Below are 20588 nucleotides of genomic sequence, written 5' to 3'. Positions count from 1 at the left end.
TTTTACCCCATATTGTGAAACACTTTTGTTACATCTTCATCCTGCTCTAATCGTTCAATGAGTTTACTGACTTCTTCGGCCTGGGTATCATTTACCGGAACTGTAGTAGTAGGAATCCATTCTAATTCAGCGCTGATGGGTGTAATGCCTTTGTCTTCTAATGCTTTTTGTAATTTACCAAAATCAACAAAAGCGCATCGCAATACAATAATATTATTGCCTTCTTCATCGGTACTTTCTCCCATTTCTTCCAAACCAAAATCTATCAGTTCTAATTCTAATGATTCAATATCTAAGTTTTCGGGTTTTAATTTGAATACCCCCATTTTCTTAAACTGAAAGCTTACACTGCCACTGTTACCTAATGTTCCGCCACCTTTGTTAAAATGGCTTTTAACATTGGCAACGGTACGCACATGGTTATCGGTAGCCGTTTCAACCAATAAGGCTACACCGTGCGGGCCATAACCTTCGTATAAAATTTCATCGTAATTGGTGGCCTCTTTGCCCATGGCGCGTTTAATGGCTGCTTCCACCCGGTCTTTTGGCATGTTAACACTTTTGGCGTTTTGCATGCAGCGGCGCAAAGCCGGATTGGTAGCAGGATCGGGCCCGCCGGCTTTTACGGCAATTACAATTTCTTTTCCAATGCGGGTAAATTGTTTGGCCATTCTGTCCCACCGGGCAAACATGGTGGCTTTCCTTACTTCAAAAATTCTTCCCATAATAATATTTATATATAATAACTAATTGTTGGCTTGTTTATAGTATGGCAGGTTGTTCATTGAACGTAACAAAGCTCCTTTTTGCAGGAACGTTGAAGTGAGTGACACAACAGGTGATGCCATGCGTACAAACAGCCGGCTACAAAAAAATTGTTGGCAAATTTAGCAGTAAACAGTGGTACAACAAAAAACCCCGACGAATCGGGGTTGAATGGTATAAGGTGTTTACTCTTTTTCAAAATCGGTTGCTTTGGGTAAAATATCTCCGGGTGTATTGAGTTTGCTGTGTTTGCGGCTATAAGCAAAGTATACAATAATACCCAGTGCCATCCAGGCAAACGCAACTTTTAAGGTTTCGGGATCTAAAGCTACTATCATCCCCAAACAAATAACAAATCCCAAAATAGGCACCAATGGCACCAATGGCGTTTTGAAAGGACGATGAATTTGTGGTGATTTTATGCGTAAAATCCAAACCCCCAGGCTTACCAATAAAAAGGCAAATAAGGTACCAAACGAAGTTAAATCGCCGGCTACACTACCCGGAACAAATGCAGCAAAAAGACCAACAAAAATAAATAATATCCAGTTGGCTTTATAAGGAGTTTTGTATTGGGGGTGTAAATCGCCAAAGGCTTTTGGGATTAATCCGTCATTACTCATGGTATAAAAAATACGGCTTTGCCCCATTAACATTACGAGAATAACAGAAGAGAAACCGGCTAAAATTGCTACCGTTACTGCGGTAGCCAGCCAGCTATAGCCTGTCATATAATGTTGAATGGCATAGGCAACGGAAGCTTCTTTTCCGGCTTTTGCAAATTCACTCCAATTGGCCACACCGGTTAACACATGACCAAATAAAATATAGAGAATGGTACATACCACCAATGATCCCAAAATGCCAATAGGCATATCTCTTTTCGGGTTTTTAGCTTCCTGTGCAGCAGTACTCACAGCATCAAAGCCAATAAAGGCAAAAAACACAATGGCAGCACCACCTAAAACGCCACCCCATCCATGTTTAAAATAACCACTATGGCCGGGGGCATCGGCGGGTATCAGGTAAGGGGTATGATTTTCGGGCTTAATAAAATGCCAGCCAATGGCAATAAAGGCAATTACAATGGCAACTTTTATAAATACAATAATCATATTCACAGTGGCAGATTCCTGCATACCACGAATCAATAATAAGGTTAATGCAAGCAATATCACTAAAGCCGGCAAATTGATGATGCCCCGAACACCGTTCATAGAAGTTTCGAAGGGCGAGTGGCACCATTCATATGGAATTTGCCCTCCCAACAAATTATTCAGGTATTCGCTCCAGGCAATAGAAACGGTAGCAGCACCCAATGCATATTCCATAATCAATGCCCAGCCAATAATCCAGGCAATTAATTCACCCATTGTAAGATAAGAATAGGCATAAGCACTACCCGCAATGGGTATCATAGAAGCAAATTCAGCATAACATAAGCCGGCAAAAGCACAGCCAACAGCAGCTACAACAAATGATAATGTAACGCCCGGGCCTGCGGCTTCGGCAGCGGCAGCGGCAGTTCTTACAAATAATCCTGCGCCAATAATGGCACCAATACCTAAGGCTATCAGGTTTCCGGCTCCCAGGGTTCTTTTTAAACCCGATTCACTATCGGAAGCTTGCTTCATAATGCCTTCAATTGATTTTTTTCTAAATAAACTCATGGTACAGTTGATTAGGTTTTACAATTTTAGAATTGGAAAAATAGGAATTTAATTCATTACAGCAGGTAAAACTTTATGAAACAGCCCGGAATAATTGATTTTTTTGAAACAGGCGCATTAAAAATTGTATGCAAATACTGTTCTGTAATACAAGTGTTTCTTTTGCTAAACAATCTGTAGGGGTATTCATTATACGAGCTTTATACCTATATTGCCGCTTTTTATAACCCGTTTTGAAAAGCCTGCAATTATATTGATAAAACAATGCAATATTCTGGCTACATGCGCTACTTAAACAGAAACACCATATGAAGCAAAACAGATTAACCCTCTATATTTTAATAGCGATGCTGCTGGGTGTTGGCGTTGGTTATCTGGTACATGAAAATTCATCCCCAACCTTTATTGCTGCTTTTGCGCCAAAAGCCAATTTATTAACCACCATATTTCTGCGATTGGTGCAAATGATTATTGCCCCGCTTGTATTCAGTACACTTGTAGTGGGTATTGCCAAATTGGGTGATTTAAAAACGGTTGGAAGGGTGGGTGGTAAAGCATTGCTTTGGTTTATCTCAGCATCTTTTACCAGTTTATTATTGGGGCTTTTACTGGTTAATATTTTTAAACCCGGTACCGGTATACATTTAACGACAGCTGATACCGGCGGTGCCAAAGATTTATTGGGTAAAACACAATCTTTTTCTTTAGATACTTTTGTGAGCCATGTTTTTCCTAAAAGTATTATTGAGGCCATGGCTACCAATGAAATTTTACAAATTGTAATTTTTTCTGTTTTCTTTGGTATAGCAACTGCTGTTTTGGGTAATACCGGAAAAATTATTATTAAAGCATTGGATGCGGTAGCGCAGGTAATTTTAAAAATGGTAGGTTATGTAATGGGATTTGCACCATTGGGTGTATTTGGTGCTATTGCCGCGGTTATTGCCACCAATGGGTTAGAAGTGTTTAAGTTTTACAGTTTGTATCTCTTGTATTTTATGTTGGGTATTTTTTTGTTGTGGGCATTGTTATTAATAGTAGGGGCTATGATTTTAAAAAACCGATTGCCTGCTTTGGTACGCAGAATTGTTCAACCACTCATTATTGCTTTTAGTACCACCAGCAGCGAGGCAGTTTTTCCCAAATTAACAGAGGAACTCGAACGCTTTGGTTGTAACAATAAAATTGTTGCATTTATTCTGCCCCTGGGCTATTCCTTCAATTTAGACGGAAGTATGATGTACATGACTTTTGCCAGTTTAGCCATTGCACAGGCCTATGGTATTCATTTAGATATTGGCACCCAACTCACCATGTTAATTGTTTTAATGTTAACCAGTAAAGGTATTGCCGGTGTGCCTCGTGCTTCTTTGGTAGTGGTTACGGCAACTTGTGCCATGTTTAACATTCCACCTGAGGGGATTGCCTTAATATTGCCAATCGATCATTTTTGCGATATGTTTAGAACAGCTACCAATGTGCTGGGTAATGCTTTAGCTACATCTGTAGTAAGTAAATGGGAAGGGGCTTTAGAATTCGAAAAAGCATCATAAAATATATTCATTATAATTAATTAATATGTTACTATTTTTTGAATGGCACCAGCTATTACAACCACAGTTTTATATTGAACACGGCGGCCTTTGGGTACTGCTGTTTATTGTATTTGCCGAAACAGGATTATTTGTGGGATTTTTTTTACCAGGCGATAGTTTATTATTTGTTGCAGGTATTTACAGTAATATGCTAATGGCATCTTTTATCCAATCGAATAGCAGCTTTATTAATTTGGTTTTGTTGATTGTATTGATTTCGCTGGCAGGCATTTTGGGCAATGCGGCTGGTTATTGGTTTGGTAGAAAAGTGGGGCCGGCCATGTATCATTGGAAAGATAATTTTATTTTTAAACAACATTATTTACAACAGGCACACGATTTTTATGAAAAGCATGGCGGCGGTGCCATTATATTTGCCCGATTTATTCCAATTGTAAGAACATTTGCACCTATTGTAGCGGGCATTGTGGCCATGGATCATAAAAAATTTACCTTCTTTAATATTGTAGGATGTGTAGCCTGGGTAATTGCAATGGTGGCAGGAGGGCATTACTTAGACAAATTTTTTATTGAAACTTATCATTTCGATATTAAAAAACATTTAGAAATTATTGTGCTGGCTATTGTTTTGGTAACCACTGCACCAGTATTAATTAAATTGTTTTTGGGTAAACGAAGAAAGCAATAGCTAAAACTTGCTGTTCAGGATATTTTTACAGCTTCTTTTATTCGTTTTGCATCAACCTTTCTCCATTTTATTTATATTCATGCCTTTAAAAATTAGATTGAAACAATCGGTATGAATCAAAAGCAATATGGCATCCTGTCATTACCCGTTATTATAGGCGCATTAGGTTATTTTGTAGATATTTATGATTTGCTCTTATTTAGCATTATACGTGTTCCTTCTTTAAAATCATTGGGCTTAACCGATGCTCAGATTGCAGGCGATGGGTTGTTTATCTTAAACATACAAATGATTGGGCTGTTACTGGGCGGCATATTATGGGGTGTTTTGGGCGATAAAAAAGGAAGACTTAAAGTTTTATTTGCTTCCATCATATTATATTCTATTGGAAATATTGCCAACGGATTTGTACAAACGGTACACCAATATGCATTGGTGCGCTTTATTTCCGGTATTGGTTTGGCCGGTGAATTGGGAGCAGGTATAACATTAGTAAGTGAATTGTTGCCTAAAGAAAAAAGAGGGATAGGCACATCAATGGTTGCAGGCATTGGTTTAACCGGTGCTGTATTTGCATTTTTTATTAAAGAAATGTTTGAATGGCGTACCTGTTATTTTATTGGCGGCGGTTTGGGTCTGTTATTATTGTTATTGCGGGTGGGTGTTTTAGAGTCGGGTATGTTTCAATCACTGCAACATAAAAATGTACGCAAGGGCGATTTTTTTATGTTGTTCTTGAAACGAAAATATTTTCTAAAATACATGAAGGCTATTTTAATAGGATTACCCACCTGGTATGTGATTGGTATACTTATTAGCTTTTCAAAAGAGTTTGGAGCGCACATGCAAATTCAGGGTACTGTAGATCCGGGTAAAGCAGTAATGTATGCGTATGTGGCCATTTCAATTGGAGATGTACTGGTAGGCTTTTTAAGCCAGGCATTACAAAGCAGAAAAAAAGCGGTGTTTATTTTTTATGGTATTACGGCCATTTCAATTGTATGGTTTTTTAATCTGCATGGGCAATCGGTAAATATGCTGTATCTGGTAGCTGCTATTTTAGGTTTCGGAACGGGCTTCTGGGCTATTTTTGTAACCATGGCAGCAGAACAGTTTGGTACCAATATTCGTGCAACTGTAGCAACAACGGTACCCAATATGGTAAGAGGTTCATTGGTATTGGTTTCTTTGCTATTTACAGGATTACAATCATATACCGATTATTTAAAAAGTGCCTGGATAACAGGAATTGTTGTAATGCTTATTGCTGTATTGGCTGCCTGGTATACTGAAGAAACTTTTCATAAAGATTTGAATTATGTAGAAGTGGATGAGGTATTGCCATAGCCGGGCAATTGCCTGATAAAGTATATCTTCCGTCAATACAGTATCGTTACAACTGATGGGCGATTGAAAACAGGTGGCCTGTAACATTATTGATTTCTAAAAACTTTGTATGAAGTTGTTGGTGATTCGTTTTTCTTCAATTGGAGATATTGTATTAACCACGCCGGCTATACGTTGTCTGAAGCAACAACTACCCAATGTTGAAATTCATTTTTTGAGTAAACTTCAGTTTAAAGCGGTTACAGAAGCCAATCCATACATCGATCAATTTCATTATTACAATGGCAATTTATCTGCCCTAATCAAAACTTTGAAAGCTGAGCAGTTTGATTATGTAATTGACTTTCATAAAAACTTTCGTTCTTATAAAATCCGTTGGGCTTTGCGTACCAAAGTATTGGCTTATCGAAAACTGAGTGTACAAAAATTTTTACTAACCCGATTTCACATCAACTTAATGCCGGGTAGGCACATATCACTACGTTGTTTAGATGCTTTAGCACCTTTGGGGGTTACTGATGATGGGGGGGGATTAGATTATTTTATACCATTGCATGCAACACTAAAGCCAGGCGATTTACCGGTATCGCATAGTGCCGGTTATATTGCCATTGTAATTGGGGCATCGTATTTTACTAAGAAGTTGCCTTTGGAAAAACTGCAAGATTTGTGTGCTGCTATCAACTACCCCATTGTATTGGTAGGGGGAAAAGAAGATGCTACGATGGGTGCGGCCATAGCTACTGTTGATGATATTAAAGTTTATAATGCCTGTGGAAAATTCTCTTTACATGAATCTGCCGATATTGTTCGCCATTCCAATCTGGTGATTTCGCATGATACCGGTTTGCAATATATTGCCTGTGCATTTCAAAAAAAAGTATTGGCCATTTGGGGTGGCACTTCGCCAGCGTTGGATGTGGAACCTTATTACGGAACCGGTTACGTAAATGAAGCATTGCATCAATTGTACCATAACTATGTGGTACCAAATTTAACTTGTCAGCCCTGTTCAAATTACGGTACTACAACCTGCCCTAAAATGCATTTTCATTGTATGCAATGGCAGGATGTGGATCAAATAGCAAAGGATGCGTTGGCAATGGTTACAAAAAAATAAGCCCTGCTATTAAAACAGGGCTCATTACGAAGGTATATTGATCATTACAATGTTTTCAGCACATCATTCATGCTTCTAACAGCGGCGGCACTTTTTGCAAATGCTGCTTTTTCATCTTCATTTAATTCAAAATCCAGAATTTTTTCCCAGCCATTTTTTCCAATGATTACGGGTACGCCCATGCAAATATCTTTTTGGCCATATTCGCCATCTAAATAAACACAACTGGTAATTAATTTTTTCTCATCACGTACAATGCTCTCTACCATTGCTGAACAGGCAGCGCCGGGTGCATACCAGGCCGATGTACCAATTAATTTGGTTAATGTAGCACCGCCCACCATCGTATCATTAATAATTTGTTGTTGCTGTTCGGCAGATAAAAATTTGGTAACAGGTATACTGTTCCAGGTTGCTAAACGAATCAATGGAATCATAGTGGTGTCACCGTGTCCGCCCACTACCACTGCATTTAAATCGGCAGGGCTGCAGCCTAAGTGCTGGCTTAACTGATAACGGAAACGGGAGCTGTCTAATGCGCCGCCCATTCCAATTACGCGGTGTTTAGGTAATCCGGTAGCCTGCAATGTTAAATAAGTCATGGTATCCATTGGGTTGGATATGATGATGAAAATTGTATTGGGTGAATATTTTAAGATGTTTTCTGCAACACCTTTTACAATGCCTGCATTTACACCAATCAATTCTTCTCTTGTCATACCGGGTTTACGCGGTAAACCTGAAGTAATTACCACCACATCCGAATGGGCAGTTTTTGAATAATCATTGGTGCTGCCGCTAATGCGGGTATCAAAACCCAGTAAAGCTGCAGTTTGCATCATGTCTTGTGCTTTTCCTTCGGCAATGCCTTCCTTAATGTCTAATAAAACCAGTTCATGGCAAAGTTCTTTTCTGGCAATATTATCGGCACATGTTGCACCAACGGCACCTGCACCTACAACGGTAATTTTCATAAAAACATATTTAATAATTAGTGAATAAATTTATTTTAAAAACCTATGATTATCCAAATGGGATAGCTATTATTTTAAGGTAAGCTTTCAAAATTTTTATTGTAATGCTTCCATTATTTCCTGAGGTGAAGCGCCCTGTCTGAATTCTTTTACAAACTTACCATGCTTATTATATAAGGCAATAAAAGGGGTAAATTCTACTTTATAAAATGCGGGTATAAAATATTGGGGATCTCTTCCTGCAACCACATTTTTATATTTACTCAGGCCATAATCAAAATAAAATTTTTTAATATCATCAAAAGGATGGTAGCTAACCCAAACAAAAAATATGTTAGAAAGACTATCCATTTTTTTGTTGAGTTCTTTTGCCTCATATTGGCAATGACCACAATCGGGGCTGAAGTAAATAATGGCAACCGGAATGTTTTTAGGAAGGAAGCGATTGGTAAACCAGGTACTGTCTGTACTTAAAATTTGAAAGGAAGGGATGGTTGGATTTTTTAAATAAGGCGGTAAACTGTCGTTATTTGTTTGTGCAGTTGTGAGGAAGGGAAGCAAACAAATGATGGCGCAAGCGATGAATATGTGCTTCATTTTTTATAGTGATTTAACTTGTTTTGAAAAGTAACAATCTATATACCGTGAATGCGGCATAAAGATACGAATACGTTTGTTGATGACGGTTTCAAAACGCAAAATTAATTGAGAAAATACCTGCATATTGTTAAAATAGAGGTATTGTTTAGTTGATGGGAAATCCGGCTATAGCATAAAAAAACCTGTCGAAATCAGCTGATTCGAGCAGGTTCTGAACAACGAAAATACGCTTCTGATTTTACCCTTTGTGCTCCATGTTTTGTCTGTGAATTTGTCTGTCGGCACGTTTAATAGGATGTTTTACGCCTTCGGACTGTAACTGCTTCCTGTCATGATTAATATCTTTTTTATCGGAACGGATGTCTTTCCCTAAAGCATTTGCTTTTGCTTTATTTCCGTTTTCTAAAGCTTCGTCCCGTTGCCTTTTGTCTTTTCTCAACTCACGTACATCATGACGCATGTCTTTCATACCTGATTTTACGGCAGGGTTTTGTGTGGTAGTGCTGGTAGTAGCTGTAGCTCCGGTTTGTGCCATTGCTGCAATGGTAAAAAATAAACCGGTGGTTAAAAGGAAAACTGTTTTTTTCATGAGTTTCATTTTTTGTTTTTTTAAATGGTGTGTAATAACAGACCAATAGCGGATGAAGAAGTTTATTCAACCGGTAAAAAAATATTGGAAAAAAATGTTAAGAAACTAAATGCTACTGAAAAACTGGTAGGAATAAAATATAGTTGCACAAGGCAATAAACCAAAACGAACTTATGAGTGTTCTATTTTTTTTGTGCAGCTTCAATCATACGCATTTCTTTGGCATCCTGTAAAAATTCAGATGCAAAAATGAAATTATTCAGTAACTGGTCCTTACTGAAAATAATGTCTTTATTACTACCTTCCCATTGTTTGCGCCCATTGTGCAGGTATATAATATGATCGCCAATTTCCATTACACTATTCATATCATGTGTTACCACTATGGTGGTTGTGTTAAATTCATGTGTAATATCTTTAATGAGTTTATCAATGAGTAAAGAAGTTTGCGGATCTAATCCCGAATTAGGTTCATCGCAAAATAAATATTTTGGATTGAGAACGATGGCCCGGGCTATGCCAACCCGCTTCTTCATACCACCACTTAGTTCAGCCGGAAATTTTTGGTTAGAACCCGATAGATTAACTCGTTCCAGTACTTCATTTACGCGTTTTTGTTTTTCGGCCATGGAAAGTTTACTGAACATATCGAGCGGGAAGCGTACATTTTCTTCCACTGTTTTTGAATCGAAAAGTGCTGAGCCTTGAAACAGCATACCAATTTGTTGTCGAAGATTTTTTTTCTCATGCTTATTCATGGTGAGCATACTTTCGCCACTATATAAAACATCACCCGAATCGGGTGTAAATAACCCCACAATGCATTTAGTTAAAACCGTTTTACCGCTTCCGCTGGTACCAATAATTAAGTTGCACTTACCGGCCTCCATGGTAGCACTAATGTCTTCCAAAATGGTTTTATCACCGAAGGTTTTTTTTATGTGGCTAATTTCAATCATATCATATTATGCTAAGCTATAGAACTTCTATTTGGTTCTTCAATAAATCCTGCCAACTGTCTCTTTTTCTAATTAGATGCGTTTTGCCATTTAATACTAATACTTCGGCGGGCTTAAATCTGCTATTAAAGTTACTGCTCATTTCAAAACCATAAGCGCCGGCATTGTAAAACACTAAAAAATCACCTTCTCTGGTTTCATTTAATAAACGGTTCCATGCAAAAGTATCGGTTTCGCATATATTACCTACAACCGAATAGTGTAAATGTTTGCCATGAGGGTTGCTGATATTTTGAATGCGATGATAGGCATCATAAAACATGGGGCGTATTAAATGATTAAAACCACTGTTTACACTTACAAAAGTGGTAGCAGAAGTAGGTTTTAGCACGTTTACCTGTGTAATGAAATAACCGGCTTCGCTTACCAGATATTTACCCGGTTCAAACCAAACCTCTAACGGTTTGCCATTTGGGTTGGGATGCGCCGAAAATGCTTTTTTTACTTCTTTAGCCAGAAGTTCAATATTAGTGCCTTCTTCGTTTTCTTTGTAAGGAACTTTAAAACCCCCACCCAGATCAATGTATGTTAAGTGGTTAAATTTTGGAATTAAATCAAACAGTACGGTAATACCTTGCACAAATACCGAAACATCTTTTATTTCGCTGCCGGTATGTATGTGCAACCCTTTAATGATAAGGTTGTATTGCTGAATAATGTTTAAAATTTCTGCTATTTGGTCAACCGGTATGCCAAACTTGCTTTTATCGTGTCCGGTAGATATTTTTAAATTGCCTCCTGCCAGAATATTGGGTCGTAGCCGGATACCAACGGGGTAGGTATTGCCGTATTTTTTGCCAAATTTTTCTAAGTTGGAAATGCTGTCAATATTAATGTGCACGCCTTCTTGAACGGATGCCTCAATTTCGTCAAAGGATATACCGTTAGAGGTATATAAAATTCTGTTAGGCGGAATACCTGCATATAATGCCAATTGCACTTCATTGATTGAACTGCAATCCATATTGCAACCCAAATTGCCAATGTATTTTAAGATACTGATATTGGTTAATGCTTTGCAGGCATAAAAAAAACGGGTATTGGTTTCCTGAAATGCATGGATTAGTTGTTGGTACTGTGCTTCAATTTTTTCTGCATGATACACATAAACTGGTGTGCCATAATCATGTGCTATGGCTAATAAAGTTTCGTTACTGAGTGGCTGCATGCTGCGAAGATACAGCTTGAAAAAATAGATTGCGGATGATAGGAATGGTTATTCAGGAGAATTTTCCGGTTCAATCGAATCCTCTTTCGCTTCGTTTTCAGAACTGATACTGTTATCCACTAAAAGTTCACCCTGCGCATTTACAACAATATTGCTGCTGCTGTCATCCTCGTTTAATTGGGTGGCACTCATAAAATCTTCCGGTTTAATAATAGTGGCATCAACAGCCTGCTCAGCCAATACTTCTTTTATTTTAGGTAAATCAGCAGGTGAGTTGATGCCAAAATAATCCATGAAATTTTTAGAAGTGGTGTATAACAATGGTTTACCGGGCAATTCTTCATTTCGGCCACTTATTAATATTAATTCTTTCTCTAATAATTTTTGAACACTGTAATCGCTGTTTACACCGCGAATGGTTTCAATTTCTCCTTTTGTGATAGGTTGTTTATAAGCAATAATGGCTAATGTTTCTAAAGCTGCATTGGAAAGGCGTTTTAAAAATTTATCTCCATTTAGTTGTACAACTGTTTTGTGAAATGCTTTTTTGGTTAGAAATTGCCATCCACCGCCGCTTTCAATTACTTCAAAGGGGTAAAATTCTGATTGGTATTTTTCGGTAATACCTTGAAGCGCCATTTGTACCTGTTCCAGATTAATTCTTTCTTCCATAAAACCAAAAGCATTATTAATCAGCTCTACCATTTCGGAAGCTGTCAGTGGTTTTTCGCTGGCAAAAATCAATGCCTCAATATGTGGTATAATAGCACTTAATTCCACTGTTATGTTGCTTAAGGAGTTACTAAAATAGGTTTTTTTGATTAACCTTGTAAAGCGGCCGCTCCACTCACTATTTCTGTAAGTTCGGTTGTAATGGCTGCCTGTCTGGCTCTGTTGTACGAAATACGCAACGATTTTAATAACTCATTGGCATTGTCGCTGGCTTTGTCCATAGCCGTCATTCTGGCGCCATGTTCGCTTGCATTGGCATCCAATACTGCTTTATATAGTTGGGTGTTTAAAATTTTAGGCATCAGTTCAGTAAGCAAAATTTCTTTCTCCGGTTCAAAAATAAAATCGGCTTTTTGAGCACCGGATTGTTGAATTTTGGGAATAGGTAAAAACTGTTCGGCCACAAAACGTTGTGATGCAGCATTTTTAAATTCACTGTAAATTATTTCAACCGCATCAAAAGTTTTGTTTTCAAAGGCATGCATGGCAGCTTGTGCGGCTTCCTGAACTTTTTCAAAGCTAAGCTGTAAAAAAATATCTTTATAAGTTTCTTCAGTTTTAAAGCCCTGTTTTGACAGGCTTTCATACCCTTTTTTACCAATATTCCAAATAGTGATGTTGCCTTTTTTTAATTGGGTTGCATATTTTTCGGCAATGGTTTGCTTGGCCAATTTTACTACATTGGAATTATAGGCACCACAAAGTCCGCGATCGCTGGTAATTACAATCAGTAGCACCTTTTCAACCGGGCGTTCTTCAGCCAATGCGAGTGAGGCACCGCCTTCCATATTGCTTACAATATTGCTGAGCATTTCCTGTAATTTTCGGGCATAGGGGCGCATTTGTATAATGGCATCCTGTGCCCTGCGTAATTTGGCAGCACTTACCATTTTCATGGCTTTGGTAATTTGCTGGGTGCTTTGTACACTTTTAATTCTGTTACGTACTTCTTTTAACTGACCGGCCATATTTCAACTTTAAATTGGCTGCAAAAGTAGCAGATTGGCATTAAATTCCCATCCTTCCCTAAAAATCTACTTAAAATTTTGGTTTACAGGTGCCAAACCAATCCTAAACCATTATTGGCAGGCTCTAAACAAAGCTTTGAAAGTCTTTTACCGTTTTGGTGATGTTCCAGGTACTGTATTACATCAAATACCAATAAAAAGCTGCCTTGCAATATCATACTGCTGCCAAAACCCTCTGTTTGGTCGTTGTTTTTTCTGAGACCATGCTCTCTTAAATACAAACCTGTTGTAATGTAAGCTGCATCTAATCCTGTATTCAACAGTAAAAATTGTTCTGTTTTTTGCTGCTGTAGCCAATTTTGCTGCGGGGTAATTTTTTTTGTGAGTGCTTTTTGGGCCTGTAAAAATCCAATACCTGCTATGACAGCATTCACGGTATTCCAATATACATTCATTTTAAAAAAAGCCTGTGTATTTCCTGAAGTACTGGCAGCACTGATACTGCTTTGGATGATATTTACCCCTGCCCATGCGCCCAAAATACTCATGTTGTTTTTTATCAGCGTTTGGCGATTTATGTAAATACTATCATATTTCTGTTGCAGTGAACTTTCTGTTAAATTGATTTGTGCCTCAACTGTAATGGCAAAAAAGCTACTTGTTACAATTAAAAACCAAAACTTTTTGTTCATAATATCCAAATTCTTGTGAAATGAATGCAGGAATAGCACTAAAATGATTTCTGAACCCAAAATAAATGGTGAATTCGTTAAGTAATTGATAAAGCAGTATTATTGCGCCTGATAAACATTGAGAACCTTCAAATTGTTTACCTTTGATGCCCCTGTTTATGCCATTTTGGCTTAAATGGTTTTGTAGCACTGATTTTGGATAAAAAATTTTTTTTAATACACCACAAGTTATTTTGAGATATGCTGAAATTAATGTCAAAAATTTTAGGTGGAAATAAGAGCGAAAAAGACGTTCAGAAAATTCTTCCTATTGTTCAAAAAATGAATCAGTTTTATGAACAATATAAAACGCTCAGCAATGATGCTTTGCGCAACAAAACTGCTGAATTTAAAGCAAAAATAAAAGCCCATCTCACTGAAATTGATGATGAAATTGTTCTCTTGCAACAAGAGGCAGATGCGTTGCCACCTACTGAAATTCATGAGAAAGATAAATTATACCATCAGCTCGATAAATTAAAAAAAGAGCGGGATAAACATATTGAAACGGTACTGAATGAAATTTTACCTGAAGCTTTTGCCGTGGTGAAAGAAACAGCACGCAGGTTTAAAGAGAACGAAACATTGGTAGCTACAGCTTCTGATTTGGATCGGGAATTGAGTGTGAAAAAAGATTATATCACTATTCGCAACAATGAAGTAGTATTTAATAATAACTGGATGGCTGCGGGTGGTAAAGTGGTTTGGAATATGCTGCATTATGATGTGCAATTGATTGGTGGTGTGGTATTACATCAGGGAAAAATTGCGGAAATGGCTACCGGTGAAGGTAAAACATTGGTTTCTTCTTTGCCTGCTTACCTGAATGCCCTGGCCGGCGAAGGGGTGCATATTGTAACGGTGAATGATTATCTGGCTCGACGTGACTCTGAATGGAATGGACCCATTTTTGAATTTTTGGGACTGAAAGTAGATTGTATTGATAAACACGATCCCAATACAGAAAACAGGCGCAATGCTTATCTGGCCGATATTGTATACGGAACCAATAATGAATTTGGTTTTGATTATCTGCGCGATAATATGGTTCACTCTCCCGATGAAATGGTACAACGGAAATTCCATTATGCCATAATAGATGAAGTAGATAGTGTATTGATTGATGATGCCAGAACTCCTTTAATTATTTCGGGCCCTATTGGTAAACAAGACAACATTGAACAATTTTTTGAACTGAAACCCCGAATTGAAAAATTAGTAGAAGCACAGAAAAAAGCGGTGAACCAGTTTTTAATTGAGGCCAAGAAAAAAATTGCAGAAGGCAATGACGATCCGAAAGATGGCGGATTATTGCTGTACCGCGCTTTTAGAGGATTGCCTAAAAATAATGCACTCATCAAATATTTAAGTGAACCGGGCATGCGCATGAAACTGCAAAAAGCAGAAAATTATTACATGGCCGATCAATCCAGAGAAATGCATATTGTTGATGCAGAACTCTATTTTTATATTGATGAAAAAAATAATTCGGTTGAATTAACTGATAAGGGTATTAACCTGATTACCAAATCGGGCGAAGACCCACACTTTTTTATATTGCCTGATATTAGTGTAGCACTCGGTGAAATTGAGCAGAACAATACACTCAGTGCCGAAGAAAAAATACACAAAAAAGAAGCCCTGATTAATGAATATGCGCAAAAAGCAGATCGTATTCATACTGTACAACAATTATTGAAAGCATATACCTTATTTGAAAAAGATGATGAATATGTTGTTTTAGACGGGCAGGTAAAAATTGTAGATGAACAAACCGGACGTATTTTGGATGGCAGGCGTTATTCAGATGGTTTGCACCAGGCTATTGAAGCAAAAGAAAATGTGAAGATAGAAGCTACTACACAAACCTATGCTACCGTTACCCTGCAAAATTATTTTAGAATGTACCATAAATTAGCGGGTATGACGGGTACTGCACAAACAGAAGCCGCCGAGTTATGGGATATTTATAAATTAGATGTAGTGGCCATACCCACCAATGTGCCTGTAATTAGAAAAGATAGCAACGATTTGGTGTTTAAAACCAAAAGAGAAAAATTTGGTGCGGTAATTGAAGAAATTTTGAATCTGCAAAAAAATGGCCGTCCGGTTCTGGTAGGTACCACCTCAGTAGAAGTAAGTGAGCTACTCAGCAGGATGTTACGGCAAAAACAAATTCCGCATAATGTATTAAATGCCAAACAACATGCCCGTGAAGCACAAATTATTGCTGAAGCCGGTATGGCAGGCGCTATAACCATTGCTACCAATATGGCCGGTCGGGGTACCGATATCAAATTAGGACCCGGTGTAAAAGAAGCAGGTGGTTTGGCCATTCTGGGTACCGAACGCCATGAATCCAGAAGGGTTGATTTACAACTCCGTGGCCGTGCCGGTCGCCAGGGTGATCCTGGTTCTTCCGTTTTCTTCGTTTCGCTGGAAGACGATTTAATGCGCATGTTTGGCAGTGATAGAATTGCCAAAGTAATGGATTTTGCAGGTTATAAAGAAGGTGAGGTGATTCAGCATAGCATGATTACCAAATCTATTGAACGTGCACAGAAAAAAGTAGAAGAAAACAACTTCGGCATTCGAAAGCGGTTGTTAGAGTATGATGATGTAATGAATAAACAACGTACCGTTATTTATACCAAACGCAGCCATGCTTTGTTTGGCGAACGTTTGGCATTGGATTTAGACAATGCCTTTTATAGTGTAGCCGCCGAAATGATTAACGGATTTAAAGTAGAAGATGATTTTGAAGGATTGCGATTAGCCTGTATTGTACACTTTGGAACCGATACCAATATTACACCGGAAGAACTGAATAAATTATCAGAACAACAGTTAACCGAAAAATTATACAATCAGGCCATTACCAATTACCAAAGCAAGAAAGTAGAACTGGCTACACAAACATTGCCGGTATTTAAAAATATTCGTCAGCAACAAGGCGCCCATATCGAAAATGTAATTGTACCTTTTAGTGATGGCAGAAAACAATTACAGGTATTGGCCAATATGCAAAAAACCCTCGATACCAACGGTACCGAATTGGTGAATGCATTAGAACGTTCTGTTACCCTTGCATTTATTGATGATGCATGGAAAGAACATTTGCGTGCTATGGACGATTTGAAGCAAAGCGTACAAACTGCTGCTTACGAACAAAAAGATCCATTAGTGATTTATAAAATGGAAGCCTTTCATCTCTTTAAACAAATGGATAGTGAAGTGAATAAAGAAATTGTTCAATTCCTTTGCCATGCTACCATTCCTTTGCAGGAAGGTGAAACCGTTCGGGAGGGCCGTCAGCGTAAAACTGATTTAAGTAATATGCGCACCCAAAAAGAATCTTTGGATGGTGCCGTTCGTGAAGATGATTATTACGATCCCACTCCCGTAAAACAAGAGCCGGTTAAAGTCGGTCCAAAAATTGGTCGTAACGATCCCTGTCCTTGCGGAAGTGGCAAAAAATATAAAAACTGCCACGGAAAAGAAGCGTAAACATATATTTTACCGGAATGGGGTTATTAGCATATTCCTGCTTTTAACCCCTTTTTTATTTATTTTTGAAAAATTAAACTTGCTATATGTCTGCTGTAACAGCATTTTTACCCGATTTTAGAAATACCCCGCAAATAGATCATGTGGGCGTGGAAGAAAGAGCCGCCAGGTTCACCAAACGAAGTATTAAAGCCGAAACCAAAGTAAACGGTTTAAAACTGGCTTTGAATATGATTGATTTAACAACCTTAGAAGGAAAAGATACCGACGGAAAAGTAAAACAATTATGCTATAAAGCCATGCATCTGCATGATGCTTATCCCGGCCTGCCAACGGTAGCGGCTATATGTGTGTATCCTTCCATGGTTGCTGTTGCTAAAAAAGCATTAGAAGGTTCTGGCATAAAAGTAGCTTCGGTAGCAACAGCTTTTCCAAGTGGCCAGTCATCGCGTGATGTGAAAATTAGAGATACCAAATTTGCCGTACAACAAGGTGCCGATGAAATTGATATGGTGATTAGTAGAGGAAAATTTCTGCAGGGTGAATACAATTTTGTGTACGATGAAATTGTTGCTGTAAAAGAAGCCTGTGGCACCGCCCGCTTAAAAGTTATTCTGGAAACCGGTGAATTGGTTACATACGATAATGTGCGCCGTGCCAGTGAAATAGCCATGTATGCCGGTGCCGATTTTATTAAAACCTCTACCGGTAAAATTCAACCTGCGGCTACGATGCCGGTTACATTGGTGATGTTAGAAGCTATTCGTGATTTTTATTATAAAACAGGGAAAAAAATTGCCATGAAACCTGCCGGGGGCATTTCTAAAGCCAAAGCCGCATTACATTATTTGGTAATGGTGCAGGAAACATTGGGCAACGATTGGCTGAATAATAAATGGTTTCGTTTTGGCGCTAGCAGTCTGGCAAATGATGTATTGATGCAGTTAGAAAAAGAACGTACCGGCGTTTATCAGGCAGCCAATTATTTTTCAATCGATTAACGTTAATTGTTTATTTGAAAATCTTATCAATCAATTTTTATGGCCCAATCTGCTAAAAATACTTCACCAGCACTTAACTTTAAAACCAGTTATGCACCTGCACCTGAAAGTGTAAGTGCTGCCTCTATAAAAGAGCAGTACCAGCTTTTCATCAATGGTAAATTTGAAAAACCACTCAGTAAAAAATATTTTGCTACCATTAATCCCGCTACCGAACAAAAAATTGCAACCGTAGCCGAAGCCGGTATTGCCGATGTTGATAAAGCCGTGAAAGCAGCAAGGAATGCCTTCAATGGTGTTTGGGGTAAAATGCCTGCTAAAGAACGTGCTAAATATATTTTTCGCATGGCCAGAATGATTCAGGAACGTGCCAGAGAATTTGCCATTATAGAAAGTTTAGATGGCGGAAAACCTATTCGCGAATCACGCGATATTGATGTGCCATTGGCTGCCAATCATTTCTTTTATTATGCAGGATGGGCTGATAAATTAAATTATGCTTCCCCTAACAGAAACCCATTACCGCTAGGTGTGGCCGGACAAATCATTCCATGGAATTTTCCTTTACTGATGGCGGCATGGAAAATTGCTCCTGCATTGGCCTGTGGTAATACGGTTGTTTTAAAACCTGCAGAAACAACACCTTTAACAGCATTAAAACTGGCAGAACTGATTCAGGATTGCGATTTACCTGCCGGTGTAGTAAATATTATTACCGGTGCAGGTGCTACAGGTGCTGCCTTGGTCAATCACCCCGATATTGATAAAATTGCATTTACAGGCTCAACAGAAGTGGGTAAAATTATTCAGCGTGCAACTGCCGCCACGCATAAAAAATTAACCTTAGAGCTGGGCGGCAAAGCTGCCAATATTATTTTTGAAGATGCACCCATTGATCAGGCGGTGGAAGGCATTATCAATGGTATTTATTTTAATCAGGGGCATGTTTGTTGTGCGGGTTCCCGTTTGTTTGTACAGGAATCAGTTTACAAAGAGGTGTTACAAAAATTAAAAGACAGGATTGCTACCTTAATAGTGGGCAATCCCTTAGATAAAAATACCGATATAGGTGCCATTAATTCAAAACAACAATTACAAACCATTCAAAAATACATTGCTATCGGGAAAAAAGAAGGGGCAGAAATGTTTGAAAGTAGTTGCGATTTGCCCGGTAAAGGCTATTTCTGCAGGCCAACTTTATTTACCAACGTTGCACAAAGCAGCCGCATTGCACAGGAAGAAATTTTTGGCCCGGTATTGGCCATTCAAACCTTTAGAACCGATGATGAAGTAATTGAAAAAGCGAATAATACACCCTATGGTTTAAGTGCAGGGGTATGGACCAATAAAGGTTCACGTATTTTTAATATTACCACTCGTTTGCGGGCAGGCGTAGTTTGGGCCAATACCTATAATAAATTCGATCCCGTTTCGCCCTTTGGCGGCTACAAAGAAAGTGGTTTTGGCAGAGAAGGAGGGTTGCATGGTTTAAGCGCTTATCTTAAATAACGGTATATAATTGATGTAGTAAAACCTGATTGGAATGGTTACAAATTATTTGTAGATGGTTTTTTGTAAAATATACCTCTACAACCATTTTTTGAATTTTTAATTTTGAAGTATGACAGAAAGAATTGATGTACTGAAAACATATAAGCTCTATATAGGAGGCCAGTTTCCCAGAACGGAATCAGGCAGGTATTATGCTATTAAAGATGCCAAAGGGAAATTACTTGCCAATATGTGCCAGTCTTCCAGAAAAGATTTTCGTGATGCGGTAGTAGCAGCTCGTGGTGCTTTAAGCAGTTGGTCGGGCAAGTCGGCCTTCAATCGTTCGCAAATACTATACCGTATGGCTGAAATGTTGGAAAACAGAAAAAATCAGTTGGTCGATGAATTATTATTGCAGGGATGTAAAACATTAGATGCTGTTACCGAAGTAAGCACAGCCATTGATCGGTTGGTGTATTATGCCGGCTGGTGCGATAAGTATCAACAGGTGTTTAGTGCGGTGAATCCCGTTGCATCGCCACATTTTAATTTCTCTGTGCCGGAGCCTACCGGTGTAGTAGCCATCATAGCCCCACAACAATCCGCTTTAATAGGGTTGGTATCTGTAATAGCCCCGGTTATTGCAGGCGGCAATGCTTGCG

General features: G+C 38.4%; 18 protein-coding genes. 8 read left to right on the top strand and 10 right to left on the bottom strand.

The genetic code is table 11. The annotated features are described in order from the left end of the window. Positions 1-2: 2 nt before the first annotated feature. Both A0F92_RS06705 and A0F92_RS06700 read right to left on the bottom strand, forming a co-directional pair. Positions 3-725 carry a YebC/PmpR family DNA-binding transcriptional regulator gene (locus A0F92_RS06705; RefSeq protein WP_068243253.1) on the bottom strand — a complete coding sequence of 241 codons (723 nt, stop codon included), beginning with the start codon at positions 723-725 and terminating at the stop codon, positions 3-5. Positions 726-950: 225 nt separating this feature from the next. Beyond that, positions 951-2435, bottom strand: coding sequence for an APC family permease (locus A0F92_RS06700; protein ID WP_068243251.1), 1485 nt, complete (start codon positions 2433-2435; stop codon positions 951-953). A 308-nt stretch (positions 2436-2743) separates the two neighbouring features. On the opposite strand from A0F92_RS06700, the gene A0F92_RS06695 reads away from it, so the two are divergent. From A0F92_RS06695 to A0F92_RS06680, 4 genes are all read left to right on the top strand, one after another. Continuing rightward, the gene (locus tag A0F92_RS06695) at positions 2744-3988 is read left to right on the top strand and encodes a dicarboxylate/amino acid:cation symporter (RefSeq protein ID WP_068243248.1); all 1245 of its coding nucleotides are present in this window, start codon (positions 2744-2746) and stop codon (positions 3986-3988) included. Between the two features lie 25 nt (positions 3989-4013). Further along, entirely contained in the window at positions 4014-4679 is a 666-nt protein-coding gene (locus A0F92_RS06690; protein WP_068243245.1) for a DedA family protein, read from the top strand. Positions 4680-4790: 111 nt separating this feature from the next. Further along, a complete protein-coding gene (locus tag A0F92_RS06685; RefSeq protein ID WP_068243242.1) occupies positions 4791-6026 on the top strand; it encodes an MFS transporter in 1236 nt (411 codons plus the stop codon). A 109-nt stretch (positions 6027-6135) separates the two neighbouring features. Continuing rightward, the gene (locus A0F92_RS06680; RefSeq protein ID WP_068243239.1) at positions 6136-7146 is read left to right on the top strand and encodes a glycosyltransferase family 9 protein; all 1011 of its coding nucleotides are present in this window, start codon (positions 6136-6138) and stop codon (positions 7144-7146) included. 44 nt (positions 7147-7190) lie between these two features. Here the strand turns inward: A0F92_RS06680 and mdh are convergent, their stop codons facing one another. The 8 genes from mdh to A0F92_RS06640 form a co-directional block, all read right to left on the bottom strand. Beyond that, complete coding sequence (gene mdh, locus A0F92_RS06675) at positions 7191-8120, bottom strand: malate dehydrogenase (protein WP_068243236.1); 930 nt, start codon at positions 8118-8120, stop codon at positions 7191-7193. A 96-nt stretch (positions 8121-8216) separates the two neighbouring features. Further along, complete coding sequence (locus A0F92_RS06670; protein WP_068243234.1) at positions 8217-8717, bottom strand: TlpA family protein disulfide reductase; 501 nt, start codon at positions 8715-8717, stop codon at positions 8217-8219. Between the two features lie 241 nt (positions 8718-8958). Beyond that, positions 8959-9309, bottom strand: a complete 351-nt coding sequence (locus A0F92_RS06665) for a hypothetical protein (RefSeq protein ID WP_167516876.1) — start codon at positions 9307-9309, stop codon at positions 8959-8961. A 182-nt stretch (positions 9310-9491) separates the two neighbouring features. Then, positions 9492-10268 carry an ABC transporter ATP-binding protein gene (locus A0F92_RS06660; RefSeq protein WP_068243228.1) on the bottom strand — a complete coding sequence of 259 codons (777 nt, stop codon included), beginning with the start codon at positions 10266-10268 and terminating at the stop codon, positions 9492-9494. A gap of 16 nt (positions 10269-10284) precedes the next feature. Next, positions 10285-11496: a diaminopimelate decarboxylase gene (gene lysA / locus A0F92_RS06655; protein ID WP_068243225.1), complete on the bottom strand. Its 1212-nt coding sequence runs from the start codon at positions 11494-11496 to the stop codon at positions 10285-10287. A 48-nt stretch (positions 11497-11544) separates the two neighbouring features. Continuing rightward, positions 11545-12276, bottom strand: coding sequence for an SMC-Scp complex subunit ScpB (scpB, locus tag A0F92_RS06650; protein ID WP_068243222.1), 732 nt, complete (start codon positions 12274-12276; stop codon positions 11545-11547). Positions 12277-12317: 41 nt separating this feature from the next. Beyond that, on the bottom strand, positions 12318-13196 hold the full coding sequence (gene atpG / locus A0F92_RS06645) for an ATP synthase F1 subunit gamma (RefSeq protein WP_068243219.1): 879 nt from the start codon (positions 13194-13196) through the stop codon (positions 12318-12320). An 83-nt stretch (positions 13197-13279) separates the two neighbouring features. Then, entirely contained in the window at positions 13280-13888 is a 609-nt protein-coding gene (locus tag A0F92_RS06640) for a DUF6992 family protein (protein WP_167516875.1), read from the bottom strand. 252 nt (positions 13889-14140) lie between these two features. On the opposite strand from A0F92_RS06640, the gene secA reads away from it, so the two are divergent. From secA to A0F92_RS06615, 4 genes are all read left to right on the top strand, one after another. Continuing rightward, positions 14141-17434, top strand: coding sequence for a preprotein translocase subunit SecA (gene secA, locus A0F92_RS06630; protein ID WP_317038890.1), 3294 nt, complete (start codon positions 14141-14143; stop codon positions 17432-17434). A gap of 86 nt (positions 17435-17520) precedes the next feature. Beyond that, entirely contained in the window at positions 17521-18435 is a 915-nt protein-coding gene (gene deoC / locus A0F92_RS06625; protein ID WP_068243210.1) for a deoxyribose-phosphate aldolase, read from the top strand. Positions 18436-18474: 39 nt separating this feature from the next. Further along, positions 18475-19944, top strand: coding sequence for an aldehyde dehydrogenase family protein (locus A0F92_RS06620; protein WP_068243207.1), 1470 nt, complete (start codon positions 18475-18477; stop codon positions 19942-19944). Positions 19945-20056: 112 nt separating this feature from the next. Further along, positions 20057-20588, top strand: a 532-nt coding sequence (locus A0F92_RS06615) for an aldehyde dehydrogenase family protein (RefSeq protein WP_167516874.1), incomplete at its 3' end; no start/stop codon positions are given.

Source organism: Hydrotalea flava, assembly GCF_001623405.1.
GTDB lineage: Bacteria > Bacteroidota > Bacteroidia > Chitinophagales > Chitinophagaceae > Hydrotalea > Hydrotalea flava.
The sequence above is the reverse complement of the archived record's forward strand: the minus strand, read 5'-3'. Positions and strand labels throughout refer to the sequence as shown.

Bases quoted from the DNA above. Each gene is read 5' to 3' on its own strand.
- lysA (WP_068243225.1), bottom strand. From the start codon at position 11,496: ATGCAGCCACTCAGTAACGAAACTTTATTAGCCATAGCACATGATTAT.
- A0F92_RS06705 (WP_068243253.1), bottom strand. From the start codon at position 725: ATGGGAAGAATTTTTGAAGTAAGGAAAGCCACCATGTTTGCCCGGTGG.
- A0F92_RS06660 (WP_068243228.1), bottom strand. From the start codon at position 10,268: ATGATTGAAATTAGCCACATAAAAAAAACCTTCGGTGATAAAACCATT.
- A0F92_RS06640 (WP_167516875.1), bottom strand. From the start codon at position 13,888: ATGAACAAAAAGTTTTGGTTTTTAATTGTAACAAGTAGCTTTTTTGCC.
- mdh (WP_068243236.1), bottom strand. From the start codon at position 8,120: ATGAAAATTACCGTTGTAGGTGCAGGTGCCGTTGGTGCAACATGTGCC.
- A0F92_RS06700 (WP_068243251.1), bottom strand. From the start codon at position 2,435: ATGAGTTTATTTAGAAAAAAATCAATTGAAGGCATTATGAAGCAAGCT.
- A0F92_RS06665 (WP_167516876.1), bottom strand. From the start codon at position 9,309: ATGAAAAAAACAGTTTTCCTTTTAACCACCGGTTTATTTTTTACCATT.
- A0F92_RS06670 (WP_068243234.1), bottom strand. From the start codon at position 8,717: ATGAAGCACATATTCATCGCTTGCGCCATCATTTGTTTGCTTCCCTTC.
- secA (WP_317038890.1), top strand. From the start codon at position 14,141: ATGTCAAAAATTTTAGGTGGAAATAAGAGCGAAAAAGACGTTCAGAAA.
- A0F92_RS06680 (WP_068243239.1), top strand. From the start codon at position 6,136: ATGAAGTTGTTGGTGATTCGTTTTTCTTCAATTGGAGATATTGTATTA.
- A0F92_RS06620 (WP_068243207.1), top strand. From the start codon at position 18,475: ATGGCCCAATCTGCTAAAAATACTTCACCAGCACTTAACTTTAAAACC.
- deoC (WP_068243210.1), top strand. From the start codon at position 17,521: ATGTCTGCTGTAACAGCATTTTTACCCGATTTTAGAAATACCCCGCAA.
- A0F92_RS06685 (WP_068243242.1), top strand. From the start codon at position 4,791: ATGAATCAAAAGCAATATGGCATCCTGTCATTACCCGTTATTATAGGC.
- A0F92_RS06690 (WP_068243245.1), top strand. From the start codon at position 4,014: ATGTTACTATTTTTTGAATGGCACCAGCTATTACAACCACAGTTTTAT.
- A0F92_RS06695 (WP_068243248.1), top strand. From the start codon at position 2,744: ATGAAGCAAAACAGATTAACCCTCTATATTTTAATAGCGATGCTGCTG.
- atpG (WP_068243219.1), bottom strand. From the start codon at position 13,196: ATGGCCGGTCAGTTAAAAGAAGTACGTAACAGAATTAAAAGTGTACAA.